Here is a 17,307-nt window from a genome sequence, read left to right on the forward strand (position 1 = left end):
TGGTAGAAGGCAAACGGCGCCTCGGAAAACCCGTTGCGGTTGTAGAAATCGGTAACGTTCAGTCCGTTGACATAGAACGAATTCTCCGCCACCGACGAGCCACCGAAGGAAATGCCCCCGAAACCTGCATTGCCCTTGTTCACACCCGGCGCCAACAGCGCCACGGCCTGGACGTTCTGATCCACCGGTAACCGTGACAGTTGTTCCCGGCTGATGTTGGTGGCCGATTCGGTGGAGGTCACGTCAACCACCGACACCACGCTGGGCGCGGTCACCTGCACACCGGCCAGGTCCACCGCCTCGTTCTTCTCGCCCACATTGACCGTGGTCGCATTGCCCAGGCTCACCGTCACGCCGACGGGCGAGCCCACCGGTTGACCGTCCTTGCTGCTTTCCAGCTGATAGTGGCCTACCGGCAGGTAGGAGAAGCGATAATTGCCGCTACTGTCGGCCGTGACCGAGCGCGTCAGTCCAGTACTTGGATCGCGGATGGTGACCACCGCACCGGGACGGGTGCGACCGACCACCGAACCATCTGTGTTGGCCGCATGCACGGGTTGCCAGGCGGCCAGGCAGAGGCCTACGGCCACGCACAATGCACCACGACGCAGGACACGCCTGCCTTGCTTCATCTGCCACATCGTCCCCACTCCCCAGGCAAAGTTGTCTAACTGGTCAGTTCCTCGCGGTGCTGCCCGCGCTTTCCGATGCGGGCTTCACTTCCCCCCGCGTGTTCCTGCACCCCGGCTGCTGTGCCGGCCACACACAACAGCAAGAACAAAGCACCGGATCGCAGGAAACTGCGAACTTGCGTCGCGTGAAATCGCCCTGTCCGGGCCATCACCGCCGATGGAACCCTCTTCAAGCCGGCGCCCCGCGCGCCGTCTCCCGAAAAGGCTGTGTAACATGCTTGCAAACGGCGGTCAATAATTTATGCTTCGACCATAATATCTAGGAATAGATATTCCTGGCAGCGGTGATGTCCAGGCCGGCTTTTTAAGGACTCTTCAATCCATGCGAACGCTGAAAACGTTTTTTCTTGCCGCCGCCCTGGCGCTATCCCTGGGCACGATGCCGCTTCACGCCCAGGCGTCTTTCAGCGTACCGCCCTCCGGCGTGCTGGGCATGGACGACACCAAGCTCTCACCGGACTTCTGGCTGGCGCGCCTGACCGACGCCGACCACGTGGTGATGGATGCCAGGTCCATCGATGCACTGAACCAGAAGGTGCTGACGCTGGATCCGTCGATGTACGACCTCCGGGCCCTTCCTGCGAACCTGACAGCCGAGCAAGTGAAGGGCTGGTTGACCAAGCTCGCCAAACGGCCCGAACACCCGATCTACGATGTCCATGGCCAGGAGGTGTCGAAGGCAACCATCGACGCCGTCTTTGCCAATCGCGCGCTCGACACCGTTCCCGCCCTGGCGCCCACGCGATTCGGCATGGCCGTACGCCGCACCGCGCTGCGTGGCGTGCCCACGGACATGCGCGTGTTCAGCCATGCGGGCGACACCGACATCGATCGGTTCCAGGAGAGCGCGCTTTTTCCCGGCGATCCGCTGGTGATCGCCCATGCGAGCAGCGACGGCCACTGGCTCTTCGTGGTGAGCCCGCGATATGCGGCGTGGGTGTGGGCGCAGGATGTCGCCGAAGGACGCCGCGAAGACATCCTGGCCCATGTCGACGCTACGCCCTATCGCATCATCACCGGGGCAAAACCCCGCACGGTGTTTACCCCCGAAGCCCCCGCGGTGTCGGAACTGCAGCTGGACATGGGCACGCGCGTTCCACTGGATACCACGGTGCCCGCCGACCAGCCGGTAAACGGTGAGGGCGCGTATACCTCGTGGGTGCTGAGCCTGCCGGTGCGCAAGGACGATGGTCAACTCGCCTTCGTCCCCGCCTTGCTGCAACGGAACCAGCAAAGCAGCTCTGACTACCTTCCGCTCACCCGGGCCAACATCATCCGGCAGGCCTTCAAGTTCCTCGGTGAGCGCTATGGCTGGGGAAACGCCTACAACGGCCGGGACTGCAGCGGCTTCGTTTCCGACGTATACCGCAGCATGGGCGTGCAGATGCCACGCAACACGCGCGACCAGAGCATCAGCCCCGGCCTGCAGCACACCGTCTTCGGCCCTGCCGACAAACACGACGCGCGGGTGAAAGCCGTGCTTGCGATGGATGTGGGCGACCTGATCTACATCCCGGGCCACGTGATGATGGTGATCGGCAAGGTCGAGGGCCAACCCTATGTCATCCACGACGTGTCCGGCATGAGCTACGTGCAAGCTGACGGCAGCATGCGCCGGGTGAAGCTGAACGCGGTGTCGGTCACGCCCCTGTTGCCGATGATGGCCAACGCGAAGGAGTCCTTCGTCGACCACATGACCAGCATCGTGCGCATCCGGCCCTGATTGATCATCCCCTTTCGAAGAATAACGAGACAAAGACGTCCACATGAAAATCACCGACATCCAGTTCGGCATGCTGCGTGTGCCATTGAAGACACCTTTCAAGACGGCGTTGCGCACGGTCAAGAGCATCGAAGACATCGTGATCATGGTGAACACCGATACCGGCCATGTCGGCTACGGCGAGGCTCCCGCCACGGCAGTCATCACCGGTGACACGCATGGGTCGATCATCGATGCCATCCGACACTACATAGCGCCGCGCCTGTTGGGCCAGGACGTGGCCGACCTCAACCACATCACCCAGCTGATCCAGGGCGCGATGGAGAAGAATTCCAGCGCGAAGGCGGCGGTGGAAATCGCCGTCTACGACCTGTGGGGCCAGCTCTACGGGGCCCCCCTGTACAAGCTCCTGGGCGGTGGCGATCCGGCGATCACCACCGACATCACCATCAGTGTGGACTACATCGACAAGATGGTGGCCGATTCCGTCGATGCGGTGGACCGGGGATTTGAGTCACTGAAGATCAAGGTCGGCAAGGACATCGGCGTGGACATCGAGCGCGTGCGAGCCATCTACGCGGCGGTGGAGAACCGCGCACTGCTCCGCCTTGACGCCAACCAGGGCTGGACGGCGAAGGAAGCGGTGTATGCGCTGAACACGCTCGAAGACGCCGGTGTACGCCTGGAGCTGGTGGAGCAGCCGGTGAAGGCGCGCGACCTTGCTGGCATGCGCTATGTCACCGAGCGCGTGCACACGCCGATCATGGCCGATGAGAGCGTGTTCGGGCCGATGGAAGTGATCGAGCTGATCCGCATGCGCGCGGCCGACATCATCAACATCAAGTTGATGAAGACCGGCGGCATCTCCAATGCCATCCGCATCGCCGACATCGCCGGCATGTTCGGCGTGGAGTGCATGATCGGTTGCATGCTCGAGACAAGCATCAGCGTGGCGGCGGCCGTGCATCTGGCGGTGGCCCATGCCAACGTGATCACCAAGGTGGATCTGGACGGACCGTCGCTTTGCCAGTACAACCCGGTGGACGGCGGGGTGATCTTCAACGAGTCGGAAATTTCCGTAACCGACGCGCCCGGCCTTGGCATCCGCGAGATCCGCGGACTGGAACCGTGTCACTGAAGGCCGTCCCATGTCGCCCCTGGTCAAGATCCGTTCCGAACGCGACCGCATGTCGGCGGTGGAACGGCGTATTGCCGACTTCATCCTGGAGAACGCGCAGCTCTTGCGCGACTATTCCTCGCAGCAGTTGGCCAACGCCCTGGGGATCAGCCAGTCGAGCGTGGTGAAATTCACCCAGAAGCTCGGCTTCCGCGGCTATCCGGACCTCAAATTCTCGGTGGGGGAAACCATCGCCCGCGGCGAGAACGGCGACGGCGGGGAACTTACCGCGCCGGCACCAGCCCACGCGGGATCGAGCGCGGTGATGGCGCTATGGCGGAAGAAGACCGAAGCTGAAGAAGCCACGCGCCTGATCAACGCCCCGGAGTCGCTCGATGCCACGATAGCTGCGCTGACCCGCGCCGGCGCGAACGGGCGCGTCTTCATCATCGGGCTGGGCGAGGACGACCTCTACGCCCGGGGCTTTGCCCTGAAGCTGTCGTTGCTGGGTATTCTGGCGGTCCACAGTTTCGACGCTTCGCGCATGGCGTCCAACGTATCGGCCGCCCAGCCTGGCGACGTGCTGGTCGTGTTCTGCGAGCATGGGCGGCACCCGGCGCTGTACAAGATCGCACGGTACTTCCACGAGCGGCGCGGGCAGGTAGTGACTGTCACCCGGCATACCTTGAACCCGCTGCGCACGATGGCCGACATTGCCCTGGTGGTGTCGGCGCACGACGAGCAGCAACACGTGCAGTCGCTGGTTTACCAATCGTCGCTGCAACACTTGCTGGACGGCCTGTTCATGCGTCTTTGCGAGGAAGACGACAACCGCCACGCGCAACTGGTGGCCAACCTCGAACGCATCGGCCAGATGCTCGAACCATGACCAGGAACAGGGCCCACACATGTCGCGACTGATGATCCAACGAACCTCCTTCCTTGCCATGGGCCTGCTTGCCACGCTGGCGCCCGCGTTCGCGGCCCCGCGCCTGCCCTGGGCCGATGCGCGGCAAATGGTGGTGGTCACGGTGCCGGGCTGGGACAGCACCCAGGGGCAATTGCGCACGTACGAACAACATGATGGCCACTGGCGCGAAGTGGGCGTGGCGGCACCGGTGGTGATCGGCAAGGGCGCGGCCTGGGGCGTGGGATTGAATGAGCAGCCTTCACGCGGACCGACCAAGCATGAAGGCGATCGTCGCAGTCCGGCAGGGGTATTCCGTGTCGGCGAAGCATTCGGTTATGCCGGCAAGGCAGCGACGACCATGCCTTACCGGGCACTGAGCGCCACCGACTACTGTGTGGATGTCAGTGGCTCGCCGCTGTACAACCGCATCGTGGATGCACGGCAGGTCGGTGAGAAGGCCGTGGCCGGTGCGACCGAGGCGATGCGGCGGGACATCCACGACAACGGCGACCACGCGTACCGGATCGGCTTCGTGATCGAACACAACCCCGACGGCCGCGTAGGCGCCGGCAGCTGCATCTTCGCGCACCTGTGGAAGACTCCCAGCTCACCGACCGTCGGCTGTACCGCCATGGCCGACGGCACCATGGATCGCCTGCTGGCGTGGCTGAAGCCCGATGACAAGCCGGTGATCGTATTGCTGCCGGAGGCGGAGTACACAAGGTTGCGCACGCCGTGGAACCTTCCCGCGCCGTGAATACCATCACCCACGCCGATGTGATCGTCCCGGGCTTCCTGGCTCATCCGCCCTACAACCAACGCCCGAAGCGGCGAATGTAGAGCATCTTCATCAGCTGCGTGAGCACGCAGTACGACAGTAGCGTCACCGCCAGGTAGCCGAAGTACACGCCGGGCAGTGGCACCAGGCCGATCTTCGCGCCCAGCAGCGAGAACGGCAGGTACATCCCCACCACCATGATCGCCGCCGTGAGCGCAAGCACGGGTGCGGCGGCAATGCTCTGCACGAACGGGATGCGCCGGGTGCGGATCATGTGCACCACCAGGGTCTGCGACAGCAGCCCTTCGATGAACCAGCCGGACTGGAACAGCGATTGATGCCCGGGTGAGTTGGCACCGAACACATGCCACATCAGGAAGAAGGTGGTGATGTCGAAGATGGAGCTTACCGGGCCGATCCACACCATGAAGCGGCCGATGTCGCCTGCGTCCCATTTGCGCGGCTTGCGCAGGTATTCCTCATCCATGCGGTCGAAGGGGATGGCCAGCTGAGACAGGTCGTACAGCAGGTTCTGCACCAGGATCTGCAAGGGCAACATCGGCAGGAACTGAAGGAACGCACTGGCCACCAGCACGCTGAACACGTTGCCGAAGTTCGAGCTGGCCGTCATCTTGATGTACTTCATGATGTTGCCGAAGGTGATCCTGCCTTCGATCACCCCTTCTTCGAGCACCATCAAATTCTTCTCAAGAAGAATGATGTCGGCCGACTCCTTGGCGATATCGGTGGCGGTGTCCACCGAAATACCCACGTCCGCCTCGCGAAGCGCCGGCGCATCGTTGATGCCATCGCCGAGGAAACCCACCGTATGACCCTGGCGCTGAAGCGACTTCACCACGCGCGCCTTCTGCAGCGGGGACATCTTGGCGAACACCGTGGTGCGGGCCACCATGGCATCGAGCGCCGCGTCGTCCAGCGGCTCGATGTCGCGGCCGAGCGCGGAATGCTCCACGTCCAGGCCCACCTCCGCGCAGATCTTCCGCGTCACCGCCTCGTTGTCGCCGGTAATCACCTTCACCGCCACGCCATGATGGTTCAGCGCCTTGATCGCGGTGGCCGCCGAATCTTTCGGCGGGTCCAGGAAGGCCAGGCAACCCACGGCGGTAAGGCCCGATTCGTCGGCCACGCTGTAGGGACGGTTATGCGCGCCGTGCTGGGCGATCGCCACCACCAGCACGCGCAAGCCATCTTCGTTAAGCTCGCGGGTCATCGCGCGGATCTCGCGGCGACGCTCGTCGGTCAGCTCGATCACGTTGCCGCCAATGCGTGCATGACTGCAGATCAGGAGCATTTCCTCCACCGCGCCCTTGCACACCAGAAGGTGCTGGCCATCGTTGCCCGACACCACTACCGACATACGCCGGCGCTGGAAGTCGAACGGGATCTCATCAACGATGTGGTAACGCTCGGCGATGGGCTCGAGGTCACGGTGCGAAAGCACCGCCTTGTCCATCAGGTTCTTAAGCCCCGTCTGGAAGCGGCTATTGAGGTAGCCGAATTCCAGCGCCTCGTCGGACTCTTCACCGTCCAGATCCAGGTGGCGTTCGAGCACGATCTTGTCCAGGGTGAGCGTGCCCGTCTTGTCGGTGCACAGCACATCCATCGCGCCAAAGTTCTGGATCGCGTTCAGCCGCTTCACCACCACCTTGCGGCGGCTCATGGCCAACGCACCTTTGCCCAGGTTCGCGGTGACGATCAACGGCAGCATCTCGGGGGTGAGGCCCACCGCCACCGACAGCGCGAACATCGCGGCGTTCAGCCAGTCGTGCTTGTCCAGTCCGTTGATCACGAACACGATGGGCACCATCACCGCCATGAAGCGCAGCAGCAGCCAGCTGACGCTCTTCACGCCGCGATCGAAGCTGGTCTGCACGCGCTGGCCGGACAGGCTGCGGGCCAGTGATCCCAAATACGTGCGCTCGCCGGTAGCCACCACCACGGCCGTTGCCGTACCGCTGACCACGTTGGTGCCCATGAAACAGACGGTGGGCAGGTCCAGCGGGTTGCCGGTATCGCCTTCGCCGGCGGCGGCGATTTTCTCCACCGGCAGCGATTCACCGGTAAGGATGGCCTGGCTGATGAACAGATCCTTGGCGGTCAGCAGGCGCAGGTCCGCCGGCACCATGTCACCGGCGCCAAGGTGCACGATGTCGCCGGCCACCAGTTCTTCCACCGGTACTTCGATGCGCTCGGAATGACCGTCTTCCGCCCGGCGGGTAGCCGTGGCGGTATTGCGCACCATCGCTTTGAGCTTTTCCGATGCCTGCGAGGAGCGGAATTCCTGGGTGAAGCTCAAAAGCACACTGATGCCCACCATCACGCCGATGATGATCGGCCCGGTGAGATCGTCCTCGGTGAACAGCTGCACGAAGGCCAGCACCAGCAACACGATGATGAACGGGTTGTTGAAGGCGCGCAGCAGCTGCAGCGCCCAGTGCGGCGGCTTTTCATGGGAAACACGATTGGCGCCGTCGCGATCCAGGCGCTCGGCGATGGCTTCCTCGCCCAGGCCCTTCAGGCTGGTATCGAGCGCCTGCAGCAATTGCGCGTTGGGGCGGAAAGCTTCCTGCGTGGCGGCGCTGCGGCCGGCGGGCGCGGCAGCCGTCGTGGTCTTCACATTCATGGGTTACGCATCCTGGTGCACCGCTTTAACTTCGCACCGGGATGGGCGTCGTCATGAAGGCGACATTTTCCGGTCGATTAGCGACGTTTCGATGAATCGGCGCGCGCCGGGGCTGCAAGGCCGGCGCGCTGGCTAGAAACGGGGTTCATCATGCGTGGGTAGATCGGGTCGAAACCAGGGCATCGCCACGCGGACGAGGCACGGTGATCGTGCGCGGCGGCTGGGCGCGGCGGGCCGCGGCGCGGCGGCGCGCCAGGGCAAAAGCGAGGCGGCGGCCGAACATGCGGGCGCCGGACAGATCGATGGTGAGCTTCATGGCCCATCTCCTCTATGCAGGTGCCCAGGGCACCCGCCAGGAGTGGACCGGACCTTCCTAGACGCGGAAAGCGCCGGCCGACCGGGAGCGGTCGCCGAGGGCGTTCAGATTGTTTGACGCCGGCATCCGAGGCACGCGGTTGCCGACGTAGCGACTAGGGGTGTCGTCCATAGCTCTTGATAGGTTGAACACAGGCCCGGTGGGCGCTTGCGGCGCCGTGGGCGCGCGCATTGTTGCGCTGCGCCAGGGGGCTGTCAAGCGCATGGTCATCCGGAGATCGCCAGCCTTTCGGAACGGTACAGCCAGGCCGTTACGCCGATGGCCACGACAGCGGCCGCGAACCCGCTGGCGAGTACCAGGCCCAGTTCCTGCCCGCTCACCATCTGTCCACGCAACACCTTGATGATGCCCAGGTTCTGCGCCAGGAGCGGCACCGCGTACATCCAGGTCACCGCCTTGATCGGCAGCACCGAAAGCATGGCGCTGGGCAGCACCGGGATGATCATCAGGATGGACAGATAGGTCTGTGCTTCGCGATAGCTCTTGGCGAACGCCGCCACCATCGACTGCAGGGCCGCCAGCAGCACCACCAGCGGCAGCATCAGCAGCAGCACGGTGCCGGCAAAGTGGAACCCCAGGTCCAGCACCATGCCGATGCGGTCGAAGGGGATGAAGAGGCCCGCCGTGGAAAACGCTGCCAGGCTAAGCAACAGGCTCACGGTAGAGAACGCACAGATCGCCAGCAGCTTGCCCGCAAGAATCTGCGAACGGGGCACCGGGTTGGCGAACAGGGGCTCCAGAGACTGGCGTTCCCGTTCTCCCGCCGTGAGGTCAATGGCCAGGTACATGCCGCCGAGGAATACCGTCAGCACGAAGAAGTACGGCAGGAACGAGAACATCAGCGCCGCGCGGGATTGCGACGTCGCCTGGTCGCGCTCGGCCACCTGTACCGGCCACGCCGTGGTGGGCGACAGGCCGCGGGCGATCAGCCGCATGGCACCCTCGCGCTTGGCATAGAGTTCGATGGCCTGCTTCACCCGCTGCACGGCGGTGTTGGCATCGCGTTGCGAGGAGTCATAGATCAGCTCCACCTGCACACCCTCGCCCTTGCTCCACGACTTGGCGTAGTCGGGCGAGATGCGCAGTACCAGGTCGGCATCCTGGGCCACCACGGCGCCTTCCGGATCACTCACCGGGGCCTTGGCATCGATGCCGATACCCTTCATCGCTGCCACGAAGTTCGGTGCGTACTGCGCGCCGACCACGGGCACGGCGATCGGCTTGTCGGCCTTTTCCAGCTCCCGGTTCACCACGATGTTCATCAGCATGATGAAGATCACCGGGCCCATGAGCGGTCCGGTGATCAATGCACTGGTGATGGTGCGGCGGTCGCGCAGGTTCTCGCGCACCTCTTTGAGGAACACCGTGATCCAGGGGCTCATGCGGCAAGGCCCTCGTCGGTACCGATGATGGCGACGAACGCGTCTTCGAGGTTGGCCTGGCCGGTTTGCTTGCGCAGGGCGTCTGGTGTTTCATCGGCCACCACGCGGCCCTTGGCGATCACCACGATACGGTCACACAACGCACCCACCTCCTGCATGATGTGGCTTGAGAACAGCACGCAACGCCCCTCGTCGCGCAGCTGGAACATGAAGCGACGCATGGCGCGCGTGGCCATCACGTCCAGGCCATTGGTGGGCTCGTCCAGGATCACATTGCGCGGATCGTGGATCAGTGCGCGCGCGATCGCTGTCTTCACCCGCTGACCCTGCGAGAACCCTTCGGTGCGCCGGTCGGCGATGTCGTCCATCTCCAGCGCCTTCACCAGCGCATCGCGACGACGGCCGAGGTCGGCCTCGGGCACGCCGTGCAGGCGGGCGAAGTAATCGATGTTCTCCCGCGCGGTCAGGCGCTTGTAGAGGCCGCGGGCGTCGGGCAGCACGCCCAGCGCGCGGCGCACGGAGAGTGGATCGCGGGCGGCGTCCACGCCATCCACCAGCACCTGGCCCTGGTCGGGGTTCATCAAGGTGTACAGCATGCGCAAGGTGGTGGTCTTGCCCGCACCATTGGGGCCAAGCAGGCCCGTGATCTGTCCGTCGCGGGCGGTAAAGCTGACGCCATCCACGGCCTTCACCGTGCCGAACGCCTTGTACAGGGATTTGACCTCGATCATGGCGTGGCTCCGTTGAATCCGACGAAGACGGGAATCGGTCCCACCCGCTCAAGGCAGGTGGTGTCCAGCGATTTGGGTGAGAGCTTGTCGATGAAGTCTTCCACCACCCGTGGCATGCAGCCGCGGCCGATCACGTTGTGGCCCTGGCCCTTGAGCACCAGGTGGCGCGCGTTGGACAAGCCCTTGAGCACTTCATCGCCATAGCGCGGCGGCGTGACCGGGTCGTACTCGCCCGACATCAGCAGAGCGGGTTTGTCGGTTTTGAGCGGATCGTGGAAACCATCCGGGCGCTTGCCATGCGGCCAGATCGAGCAGGCCGTTTTGAAGGCCTCGATCATCTTGTCGCCAAGGATGGTATCGGCGTCCTGCGGGCGCGAAGTCAGCAGGTCCGCATCTTCGGAGCAAATCACCGAATACTGCATGCCGCCGTCCATGGTGTCGCCGAGATCACCGGTGAGAAGCTTGGCCTGCCCAAGCAACGGGCCTACATCGCCGTGCGCGGCGGCGTCGATCGACAGCGGCAGGAGCGCTGCCGTTTCCGGGCCATAGGCAAACATGCGCACCACCGTGGCCAGCGCGAACTCGTTGAGGTTGCGCTTCACCGACTCATAGGTTTGCGGGTCGCGGAAGCTCACCTGGTGCGGGTTGGCGCGCAGGGCATCACGCAACTGGTAAAGCGTCTGGTAGGTATCGCCGAAGCGGTCATGGCAGGCTTTGTCGGCTGTGCAGCGGGCGAACTGGGCTTTCAGCGCAGCGTCCAGGTTCATTGCGAACTCTTCGCCCAGCACCAGCGAATTGGGCGCCACGCCGTCCAGCACGATGCTGCGCACGCCTTCGGGATGTTCGGCGGCATAACGCTGGGCCACGCGCGTGCCGTAGGAAATGCCGACCAGGTTGAACTGCGGCGAGCCCAGCGCCTTGCGGGCGTCCTCGAGGTCGGCCACGGCATCAGTGGTGGTGTAGAAGCGCGGATCGGCGTCCTTGCTTACCTTGTCCAGGCACGCCTGGGTTTCCTTGCGCAAGGCCTTTTCATCGTAGCTGGAACTGTTGTCGTCGAGGCCGCCGGCGCCTTTCTCCTCCCCACCGCATTGCAGCGGGTGAGAATGCCCTGTGCCGCGCTGGTCGATCAGAAGCACGTTTCGATGCGCCAGCAGTGGAGCGAAGGCGGCGGCGACGGCGGGGTAACTTTCGGTGGCCGCCTGGCCCGGGCCACCGGCCAGCATCACCACCGGATCGGCCTTGGGCGCCTGCGCGCTGGAGCGCAACAGGGCAAGGTTGAGCTTGATGTGCCGACCGTTGGGATGCGCGCGGTCTTCGGGCACATCCAGGGGGGCACACCAGGCGGCGGTGGATACACCACTGTTCGGCTGGCCGAGCGCGCAAGGCTTCAGGGCGAGGGAGCCCACCTGCCAGATGCGCGGCGGCGGCGGTTTCACCGGCGCAACCAGCGCGGCCGTGCTGGCACCGGCCGGCACATCGTGCAGTGGCGAGGCTTCCTTATGGCGGAAGTGCTGGCCAGCCAGGATCGCGATCACTACCACGACGACGAGCGATATACGTGCGCGACTTTTCATGCGGGCTTTAATCCCCCGGTTCGAATATGGTTTCGATCGACAGCGCGAAGAGGCGCGCGATCTTGAAGGCCAGCGGCAGGCTGGGGTCGTACTTGCCGGTCTCGATCGCGTTCACCGTTTGCCGCGAAACATCCAGCCGGTCGGCGAGGTCCGCCTGCGACCAGCCGCGCTCGGTGCGAAGTTCGCGAACGTGGTTGATCACGGAAATCCCGGGTTGCCATAGCGGCGCGAGGTAAGCCACATCGCCACGCCATACACGCCTATCAGCGCCGGTAACACCCAGGTGAAGAGACTGCCCGGAAAAGACAGGATCTTCGCACTGGCCAGGAACCCCAGTGCCATGCAGGCCATGCCCACCACGCACACCGCGATCGACAACGCCATCAGGTGCATCTGCTTTTCAAGTTCGTCCGACGCGACCACACGCCGGATGAAGGCCCAGGCAGCAAAGGCCAGGGGCAACATCGGCGCCAGTGCGGCCGCAATTTTCAATACGGGGATGTCCACGCTGTCGACCTTCGGCCAGATCATCAGCATCACGATCACGTAGGCGGCCATCGCTGGCAGGAACTCGCGTAGGTAGCGTTTGTCGATCTGGCGCATGTGGTACATCCCCGATGGTTGCCGCCCGGTATTTACAGACTGTGGAGGAAGTCTGCCAGCGTTTTCTTCAATTGGGCGGGCTGGTCAAGCATGACGTAATGTCGCGCCGGGGCGATAGCGACCACGTTGGCTTTCGGTGCCCCGCCCAGCAAGCCCTTGTAGTACGCGGCCTTCTGCTCCTGCGTGGCCTTCATCGGGCCCATCTGTGCGTCAGGCGCGTAGTAGGGAACGATTTCAAGCACGGGCACCGTGGCTTTGGACAGCTGCGGGCGCCAGTCGCCTGAGGCGTCTTCGGCCATGTAACGTGCCACGGCTTGTTTGTCGCTGCGTGCGTTGAAGGGTGCATAGCGTGCAGCCAGTGCAGGATCGATCACGCCTTTGTTTTGCATATAGCCCAGCTGCTGGGCCTTGAAATCTTCATCGGAGAGCGAGCCCATCCTCTGCGCGAGGTTGGCGCCGAAGGCCTGGCGCTGCGTGGCCGACATGGCATCGAGCCCCGGGAACACCGGCAGTCCGTCTACGGCCACCGCGCCGGCGATCTTGTTGCTATGTTCACCGGCGAAGCGAAGGGCCAGCGTGCCGCCCAGGCTATGGCCGATGATCACCGGCTTTTCCAGCTTCTTCGATTCGATCAGTTGCAGCAGGGAGGCATCGGCGCGATCGAAGTAGCTTTCGTCCCCCACGGGGGCCGCGGTGCCGTCGAAACCCGCCAGGGTGACGGCGTACACCTGATGATCCCTGCGGAGGTCATCAATGGTGTCCTTCCAGACCCAGGCGCCACCGGCCAGACCGGGGATCAGGATCACCGGACGGCCATGGTCGCCGTAGACCTGCACATGGAGGGTGCCGACCTCGAAGCTGCTCCCGGGCCTGGCGGCATATTCGGGCCCAAGCGCGCCTGGTGCCGGGGTCGCAACCGCTGCGGCAAGCGGATCGGCATACGCCGGGATGGCCGCGTCGAACAGAGTGGCGGCAGCCGTCGGCACGGCCAGCGTGGCCAGGGACAGGGCGAACAGGTGGCGAAGCGGGGTACGCATGGCAGTCCTCCTCATGTAAAGTGTGCTTGACACGGATCATCCACTCGATAACGTCGCGTGTCAAGTGTCCTTTACATTTCCCTTGATTCAGAAAACTGCCAAACACAGCAGGTAACCTCCCAAGCCTGGAATATGGGCTAAGGGTTGGGGACACATGGCTGAAGAATTGAGCTTTTCGAACAACTACACGGACGTAAGCCAGCAATACGGCACCGGCGCCGGCTTCCAGTTCGAGTTCTATTGCGAATGCTGCCGCGACACCTGGCGATCCCCTTTCGAGCCTTACCGCAGCGCCCAGGCCGCCGGCTGGCTGCAACGCATGGGGGGCGTGGCAAGTTCCTTCCTTGGCAGTGCCGGCAACGTGTTGGACGAAGCCGCCGAAGGTTATGCCCGCGCAGGCTGGGGCAATGCCCGCGATGAAGCATTCCGCCAGGCCATCGATCACGCCAGGAGCCATTTCCATCGCTGCGCGAAATGCCACGACTATGCCTGCGATAAGTGCTTCAGCACCGAAGCGGGCCTGTGCAACCGCTGTGCGCCGGATGTTGCCGCTGAGGTTAGCGTGGCTCGCCACGAGGGCCTGCTTACGCAGGCGCGTGAGAGCGCCCGCGAAGTGGGCATGGGCCGCGCCGCCAAGGTGGACATTGCTACCGACAAACAGTTGGTGTGCCCTGAGTGCGAGACCGAGACGCATGGCGCGAAGTTCTGCCCAAATTGCGGGCATGCGTTGAATACGGCGAAGAATTGCGCAGGATGTTCGGCGCCGTTGCCGGCGGAAGCGAAATTTTGTCCGGAGTGTGGGAAGGCGGCTTGACGGCAAGCTGACCGCACAGTCGATTGGCTACCGCCTGGCGATGGCCTTCGTATCCATTGCATGAATGATGGGCCAGCACGCGCGATGTCGAACTCAGGTTCGGCCTGGATCCACAGAGCCAGGCCGACCCTCGCCAGGGATTTTAGATACCCGGATCGTCTTCGCCGTAGTTCGTTACCAGAGTGCGGGAACCCGGATTGATGCGCTGGTTGCCACGGCTCAGGTAGCCCTGGTACGGGAACCAACTTTCATGGAAGGTCCAGCCACCGAGTACGCTGCCGTCCAATGGCGTGGCACGGCCGTTATATTTCAGCGACATGTGCACATGAGCGCCGGAGCTTGAGCCACCGCAAGGCAAGGCATTGCCGACGTAGCCGAGAAAAGTCCCCGTTTCAACGCGCGTGCCATCGGCGATGTTCGCCATGTTTTCCATGTGGTAGTAGGTTGTCTCGTAGCCGTTATCGTGGAGGATGTGCACCAGCGCGCTGCCCCTGGCCCTGCAAGTGACGTAGTAATTCCCGGCCGTCGGAACGAGCACCCTGCCGTTGGACGACCACAGATCGACGGAATTGAATGGCCGGCTCGAGCCGCTGTCGCCATGTATGCCGGCGGTCATCTGCCAGCCCTGGTTCACCGGCCACGGCAAACCGATGCCGACGTGATTGGCCAGCGACGCTTCAGCGGTCACCGCGTGATTGGATGCCCAGACCCGGCGCTCATCGGAACTTAGCAATGACTCGGGCATTGCCTCTAACTCGTCGAGGAATGCTTCCTGGCCGGACATGCCAAGCTTCCATCCATCCGCTGCACGATGGGCAAAGAAAAATGCCGTGGGCGGCGTGCCGTGGACATCCAGCGGAAGTTTTCGCGTGACGCTGCCCATCACATACTGTGAGCTTGCATCCTGTTTCATGACCTCGACAAGGAGGTCGCTATCGGACGGGGCACCGAGCGATGAAAGCGCGGCAGTATCGCTCCCGACGAAAGCATCTATCGCAGCGCGCTGGAGATCGACCGGCACGTCGGTCGAGGCATGAACGCCCGTAGCGCCTGCGAGTACGGCGAGCGCGAGCGCCGCCCGCAAAGTTTTCCTGTACATGATTGGCTTCCTTCCTTGATGAATAGTCGAGGTATGGCTCGTTGGATATTCCGTACGAGCAGAAACCAAACTACGCCGCTGAGCTCGCATGTGCAGTCATCTATGGATGAAGTTGTGTAGGACCTTATCCAGGCCCGCAAGTCCTTTTCGGAGTGCGGAAAGGCGGCGTACCCGACGTTAGTCCTCGTCGCGCACGAGCAACGCACTTAAAGCCTCGAACTCCGCTTGCACATCGGCGCTTTGAGGAGCTCTGTCCTCTCTCATGTCGGGTAACGGGAAAGCCTGGTCGTCCGTTCCGTTTGCTACCCTGGCCGCCCGCTTTTGCTCCTGGATGCGGTGGAACATCTCCAGCGACGGCTGGCGAAGCGATATCGACCGCAGTTGCTGCGCCCACCCGGCGGCCAGTTCCTTGTAGATCTCCAGGCGAATGGTGTCTTTCCGCACCAGGCCGATGCGGCGTTCAAGGCGAACGGTGGCGTGCCATCGCCGGTTCACATCGGTGAGGTCGCGGCGCCACTGCTTGAACTCCTGCGTCAGCGGATGACGTCGGCCCATGGTTGAGCTCAGGAAGTCGAGGATGAAGCCGAGGCGGTCGCGGAATTCCAGGCGCTCGAGCATGAGTTCCATGCCGGCGTCGCATTCGGGCGCGATGCAGGCACCGACGCATCGACCGATCTGTTCGACGAGCTCGGTGTACGAGCGGAAAAAGATCTGAAGATCTTCGTCTGATGACGCGTCCATGCGTTCTCCGGCAGAGCCACCTTGCAACCAAGGTGGCGGGCGTGTCGGCTCAAACTCCGCATCAGTGAACGGCCAGGGACGAACCCTTCCGACACGCCCACCGTAATGATGGGCGATAAGAAGCCGACGCGCACCCTTGTGCGCGTGCGACTCCAATGATGCAGGGTGTTTGAGGCCCTGGCCGCTTAGGGCGGCCCGCCGATATTGCCAAAGTCGCCGCGGCATCTCCATCGGAACGGTCGCAAATGTGCGAAGAAAAGCGAACGGAAGTTTCCGCAAAGTTGCCGCGATCACGGCTATGGACGAGCGCGGCCGTTCCATTCGGGAGCGACCGACGCCGAAGTTTCTCGCTTAGGCAAAGCCGCCTAACTGGACATGAATGCTCCATTGCCGACGTCACTGATCGCAGTGGCCTGATCGGACTTAGGACAAGCTCGCCAGCACCGGCCGCCATTGTCTCGATGTGTGCGTGATCGCCGATACTGTGATCGAATCCGATTCGACCTGATAGACGATCCGATAGTTTTCGTGAACGATGAACTCACGCGTCCCATCGATCATCCCAGGCTTTCCCATTCTTGGAAAAGCCGCGATATTCTGTAGTGATGAACTAAAAAGCTCGTCAATCGCAGCCGCAGACAATGGGCTTTCTTCGGCGATCGTCTGGAGTATGTGGTCGCGGTCGGATCGCCCCTCCACGGTCCATCTTATGTTCACTTCCTGAGCTTCAGTTCCGCGCGCTTGGCGGCAAACTCTGCCTCGACTTCATCGTGCGGAATGAGCCGGCCAGCGCGTATGTCGGCACGGGACGCCTCAATTTTTGCACGTAGATAATCCTCGTACTCGCGGGACTGCTTGCGCCGATCAACATAGTCGCGCAACAGCCCCTCGACGACTTCCGGCGCAGATGCGCCCTGTAAACTCACTTCAGAAAAAAAGGCTTCCTGGACTTCTACATCAAGCTGCATGGTGATACTCATTTTCGATGCCATCACTGCCCGCCGGGAAATCCGATGCCGTTTGGTACGAAACAGTATCGTTCCGACGACAGGGTCCAGCAAGCCCGGTTGACAGGCTAATGGATGA

At 63.1% G+C, this 17,307-nt stretch carries 18 protein-coding genes; 5 read left to right on the top strand and 13 right to left on the bottom strand.

What is annotated here, in order from left to right; translation table 11 throughout:
* Positions 1 to 632, bottom strand: a 632-nt coding sequence (locus tag VGM61_RS14950; RefSeq protein ID WP_331523641.1) for a carboxypeptidase-like regulatory domain-containing protein, incomplete at its 3' end; no start/stop codon positions are given.
* Between the two features lie 382 nt (positions 633 to 1,014).
* Here VGM61_RS14950 and VGM61_RS14955 point away from each other — a divergent pair.
* From VGM61_RS14955 to VGM61_RS14970, 4 genes are read left to right on the top strand one after another with little or no spacing between them, the layout of a single operon-like run.
* The gene (locus VGM61_RS14955) at positions 1,015 to 2,415 is read left to right on the top strand and encodes an SH3 domain-containing protein (protein WP_331523642.1); all 1,401 of its coding nucleotides are present in this window, start codon (positions 1,015 to 1,017) and stop codon (positions 2,413 to 2,415) included.
* A 43-nt stretch (positions 2,416 to 2,458) separates the two neighbouring features.
* On the top strand, positions 2,459 to 3,553 hold the full coding sequence (locus VGM61_RS14960) for a dipeptide epimerase (protein ID WP_331523643.1): 1,095 nt from the start codon (positions 2,459 to 2,461) through the stop codon (positions 3,551 to 3,553).
* A gap of 10 nt (positions 3,554 to 3,563) precedes the next feature.
* Entirely contained in the window at positions 3,564 to 4,421 is an 858-nt protein-coding gene (locus VGM61_RS14965; protein ID WP_331523644.1) for a MurR/RpiR family transcriptional regulator, read from the top strand.
* A gap of 19 nt (positions 4,422 to 4,440) precedes the next feature.
* Positions 4,441 to 5,199, top strand: a complete 759-nt coding sequence (locus tag VGM61_RS14970; RefSeq protein ID WP_331523646.1) for a hypothetical protein — start codon at positions 4,441 to 4,443, stop codon at positions 5,197 to 5,199.
* Between the two features lie 52 nt (positions 5,200 to 5,251).
* Here the strand turns inward: VGM61_RS14970 and mgtA are convergent, their stop codons facing one another.
* The 8 genes from mgtA to VGM61_RS15010 form a co-directional block, all read right to left on the bottom strand.
* Entirely contained in the window at positions 5,252 to 7,864 is a 2,613-nt protein-coding gene (mgtA, locus tag VGM61_RS14975; protein ID WP_331523647.1) for a magnesium-translocating P-type ATPase, read from the bottom strand.
* A gap of 148 nt (positions 7,865 to 8,012) precedes the next feature.
* Positions 8,013 to 8,180, bottom strand: coding sequence for a hypothetical protein (locus VGM61_RS14980; protein ID WP_331523648.1), 168 nt, complete (start codon positions 8,178 to 8,180; stop codon positions 8,013 to 8,015).
* Positions 8,181 to 8,446: 266 nt separating this feature from the next.
* Positions 8,447 to 9,622 carry an ABC transporter permease gene (locus tag VGM61_RS14985; protein ID WP_331523649.1) on the bottom strand — a complete coding sequence of 392 codons (1,176 nt, stop codon included), beginning with the start codon at positions 9,620 to 9,622 and terminating at the stop codon, positions 8,447 to 8,449.
* On the bottom strand, positions 9,619 to 10,353 hold the full coding sequence (locus VGM61_RS14990; protein ID WP_331523650.1) for an ATP-binding cassette domain-containing protein: 735 nt from the start codon (positions 10,351 to 10,353) through the stop codon (positions 9,619 to 9,621). Before VGM61_RS14990 ends, VGM61_RS14985 begins: the two co-directional genes overlap by 4 nt.
* Positions 10,350 to 11,927 (bottom strand): alpha/beta fold hydrolase, encoded by a 1,578-nt coding sequence (locus VGM61_RS14995; RefSeq protein WP_331523651.1) that lies wholly within the window; start codon positions 11,925 to 11,927, stop codon positions 10,350 to 10,352. The genes VGM61_RS14990 and VGM61_RS14995 overlap by 4 nt, the downstream gene beginning before the upstream one ends.
* Positions 11,928 to 11,934: 7 nt before the next feature.
* A complete protein-coding gene (locus tag VGM61_RS15000) occupies positions 11,935 to 12,129 on the bottom strand; it encodes a helix-turn-helix transcriptional regulator (protein ID WP_331523652.1) in 195 nt (64 codons plus the stop codon).
* Positions 12,126 to 12,530, bottom strand: coding sequence for a hypothetical protein (locus VGM61_RS15005; RefSeq protein WP_331523653.1), 405 nt, complete (start codon positions 12,528 to 12,530; stop codon positions 12,126 to 12,128). The genes VGM61_RS15000 and VGM61_RS15005 overlap by 4 nt, the downstream gene beginning before the upstream one ends.
* A gap of 32 nt (positions 12,531 to 12,562) precedes the next feature.
* Complete coding sequence (locus VGM61_RS15010) at positions 12,563 to 13,567, bottom strand: alpha/beta hydrolase (protein WP_331523654.1); 1,005 nt, start codon at positions 13,565 to 13,567, stop codon at positions 12,563 to 12,565.
* A 154-nt stretch (positions 13,568 to 13,721) separates the two neighbouring features.
* On the opposite strand from VGM61_RS15010, the gene VGM61_RS15015 reads away from it, so the two are divergent.
* Complete coding sequence (locus VGM61_RS15015; RefSeq protein ID WP_331523656.1) at positions 13,722 to 14,381, top strand: zinc ribbon domain-containing protein; 660 nt, start codon at positions 13,722 to 13,724, stop codon at positions 14,379 to 14,381.
* 142 nt (positions 14,382 to 14,523) lie between these two features.
* Here VGM61_RS15015 and VGM61_RS15020 read toward each other — a convergent pair whose 3' ends face one another.
* The 4 genes from VGM61_RS15020 to VGM61_RS15030 all read right to left on the bottom strand — a co-directional run bounded on the left by VGM61_RS15020 (position 14,524) and on the right by VGM61_RS15030 (position 17,201).
* The gene (locus VGM61_RS15020) at positions 14,524 to 15,480 is read right to left on the bottom strand and encodes a M23 family metallopeptidase (RefSeq protein WP_331523658.1); all 957 of its coding nucleotides are present in this window, start codon (positions 15,478 to 15,480) and stop codon (positions 14,524 to 14,526) included.
* Positions 15,481 to 15,657: 177 nt separating this feature from the next.
* A complete protein-coding gene (locus tag VGM61_RS15025) occupies positions 15,658 to 16,221 on the bottom strand; it encodes a hypothetical protein (protein WP_331523659.1) in 564 nt (187 codons plus the stop codon).
* 423 nt (positions 16,222 to 16,644) lie between these two features.
* On the bottom strand, positions 16,645 to 16,938 hold the full coding sequence (locus VGM61_RS19560) for a type II toxin-antitoxin system RelE/ParE family toxin (RefSeq protein ID WP_414694894.1): 294 nt from the start codon (positions 16,936 to 16,938) through the stop codon (positions 16,645 to 16,647).
* Complete coding sequence (locus VGM61_RS15030) at positions 16,935 to 17,201, bottom strand: antitoxin of toxin-antitoxin stability system (RefSeq protein WP_331523661.1); 267 nt, start codon at positions 17,199 to 17,201, stop codon at positions 16,935 to 16,937. Before VGM61_RS15030 ends, VGM61_RS19560 begins: the two co-directional genes overlap by 4 nt.
* Between the last annotated feature and the right edge of the window lie 106 nt (positions 17,202 to 17,307).

Origin of the sequence: Pinirhizobacter sp. (assembly GCF_036499745.1) — a bacterium.
In the GTDB taxonomy this organism is placed as follows: domain Bacteria; phylum Pseudomonadota; class Gammaproteobacteria; order Xanthomonadales; family Rhodanobacteraceae; genus Pinirhizobacter.